Source organism: Endozoicomonas ascidiicola, assembly GCF_001646945.1.
GTDB classification, from domain to species: Bacteria; Pseudomonadota; Gammaproteobacteria; order Pseudomonadales; family Endozoicomonadaceae; genus Endozoicomonas; species Endozoicomonas ascidiicola.
Genome location: NZ_LUTV01000001.1, coordinates 512,760 through 514,677 on the forward strand (window position 1 = coordinate 512,760; position 1,918 = coordinate 514,677).

The following is a 1,918-nucleotide window of genomic DNA, read 5'->3' on the forward strand; positions in this document are numbered from 1 at the left end:
GCGGTTAATATGAAGAATGACATGATAGTGATTGGACATAACGGCATAGGCACAGATTTCAAGGGCAAAGATGCCTGATAAAATCTTCAGCCTATTTTCTACCCACTGGCGACGGTGCTCATAGTTTTTGCCCGAAAACTTATCTCGACCACAGAGAAATGCCCTGCGTACACAGAGAGCCATGCAGTGATAATACGGCGTACTTGCCGGATCTATCAGATTCTTCCGAGCAGTCGTCATGACTTCGATTCCTGATCGTTAAAATTATTAATGATCAAAAGGTAGAAGAGTTGTCCAGGTAGTCAAGTTTATGGCTGTCCTATATTTTCTTTTCTAGCTTTGGAGGAATACTGATGCAGATATGAACATGATCTTTCATCAGATGACCCTCCACTATTTTGCACTCTTTCCTTCTGGCAAACTCATGAAAAATTTCTCCTAGAAACTTGCGGAGGTTCCCATAAATGACTTTCCTGCGTTTCTTCGGGATAAAGATAATATGATACTTACAATCCCAGCGGGTATGAGCCAAACTTTTATAGTCTCGCATAATGTTTACCTTCATTTTTCTTGGTCGAAACCTGAAGGTTAGCTACTGTCGCTACGGTTAAACCTATGCGAGTCTCCCCGGCATAGCCGGGGGTTTATCAATATTAATTAAGTTCAGCGGGAATTGCTGATACATTCCTATGCATGCTCTTCGCCACCAAGTTCTCGAAGCAGCCAATTTAATTGATTTCTTGATGTTGAGATAATTTCATTAAAAATCATAATGCTTGTTCTAGGCTCAATATTCTTTGAGTCAGGCAAATCAATCCCTCGCTTACCGCCTATTACTAAAATTTCAATATCGGCATCAGTGTAAGGCCTAAAATCATTTCTATATGTTGTCGCCTGTTGATAATCGGTATACTTTAGTGAGTGGTTAGGTCTTTTGAATTCAATCAGAAGATATTCACCAAAGTAGTTACCACCAAGCATTAAATCAGGCCTTCTTTTTTCTCGACTACCTCTATATTTTTTCCCTAAATAGTCTTCAACTTGTCTTTTCAGCGTTTTGTTACTGCTAAATAGGGAATATTTTGCACCAAAGACCCACAAGTTCTTTTCTAATGCAGAATGAACTAACTCCTCTTTCGTATCATTATTTTGACAAAGGCTTTCTAAATGATCTAAAAACTCTAATCTGCTTTTGGCTTGCTCACCCAAGATCGCTAACTCAGCCAGTCCAAATTCAGTTAGAACCTCGGCAATTTTAATAATGTCTGAGTCTTCAGCTTCATGAATATAATCAAGTACCGCTCGATATTCGGTTCTTTCCAAAGCGTCAAGCAAAACACCAACAATTGGTTCAATCTTTGATTCGGGCTCGCCATAATATTTTCCTAAACCTGCTTTGATCGACTTATCTGCATATTTTCTCTTGTACTCAGGAAGCGCAGAGAGCCGGTCATTTATTTTTTTCTGGAGCCTTGCTTGCGCCAATGAAATCTCCCTGCCATATTCTTCTTTTACTTTCTCTCTGATTATTGGCTGAATATGAGCCGCTACTTGATCGTACAATTCACTATTTTCGTATGTGCTCAAAAACTAATTTTTTGAGGAAAACGGAGCGTCTAAAGTCTATCTTTTAAACTCATGAATATCTCTCTTACTAATAACTTCTCTGCTGAAAAACTGCTGGCATTTATTGCTCAGCAGCAGGAGGAGATTATTCAACAGCAGGAGCAAATTGCTCAACAGCGGGAACGGATAACTATTCTGGAAAATGAAATCACCCGACTGAAGAAACTAAACCCAAAGCCTGACATAAAGCCCAACACCAAGCCAACTGATACCAACGGTGATGATAACGAAAACGAGTGTCAGAGTGATGATAATGAGTCAGATGATGATCCAGAGTCGTCCTGTTCCGAAC

At 39.7% G+C, this 1,918-nt stretch carries 2 protein-coding genes and 2 pseudogenes; 1 reads left to right on the plus strand and 3 read right to left on the minus strand.

The window, feature by feature from the left end:
• The 3 genes and pseudogenes from AKL11_RS25515 to AKL11_RS01870 all read right to left on the minus strand — a co-directional run.
• Window positions 1–240, minus strand: a pseudogene (locus AKL11_RS25515) (transposase); the annotation flags it as partial.
• A 97-nt stretch (window positions 241–337) separates the two neighbouring features.
• A pseudogene (gene tnpA, locus AKL11_RS01865) lies at window positions 338–550 on the minus strand (IS200/IS605 family transposase); the annotation flags it as partial.
• Between the two features lie 137 nt (window positions 551–687).
• Entirely contained in the window at window positions 688–1,563 is an 876-nt protein-coding gene (locus AKL11_RS01870) for a hypothetical protein (protein WP_067514932.1), read from the minus strand.
• A 75-nt stretch (window positions 1,564–1,638) separates the two neighbouring features.
• Here AKL11_RS01870 and AKL11_RS25520 point away from each other — a divergent pair.
• Window positions 1,639–1,918, plus strand: a 280-nt coding sequence (locus tag AKL11_RS25520) for a hypothetical protein (RefSeq protein ID WP_436404678.1), incomplete at its 3' end; no start/stop codon positions are given.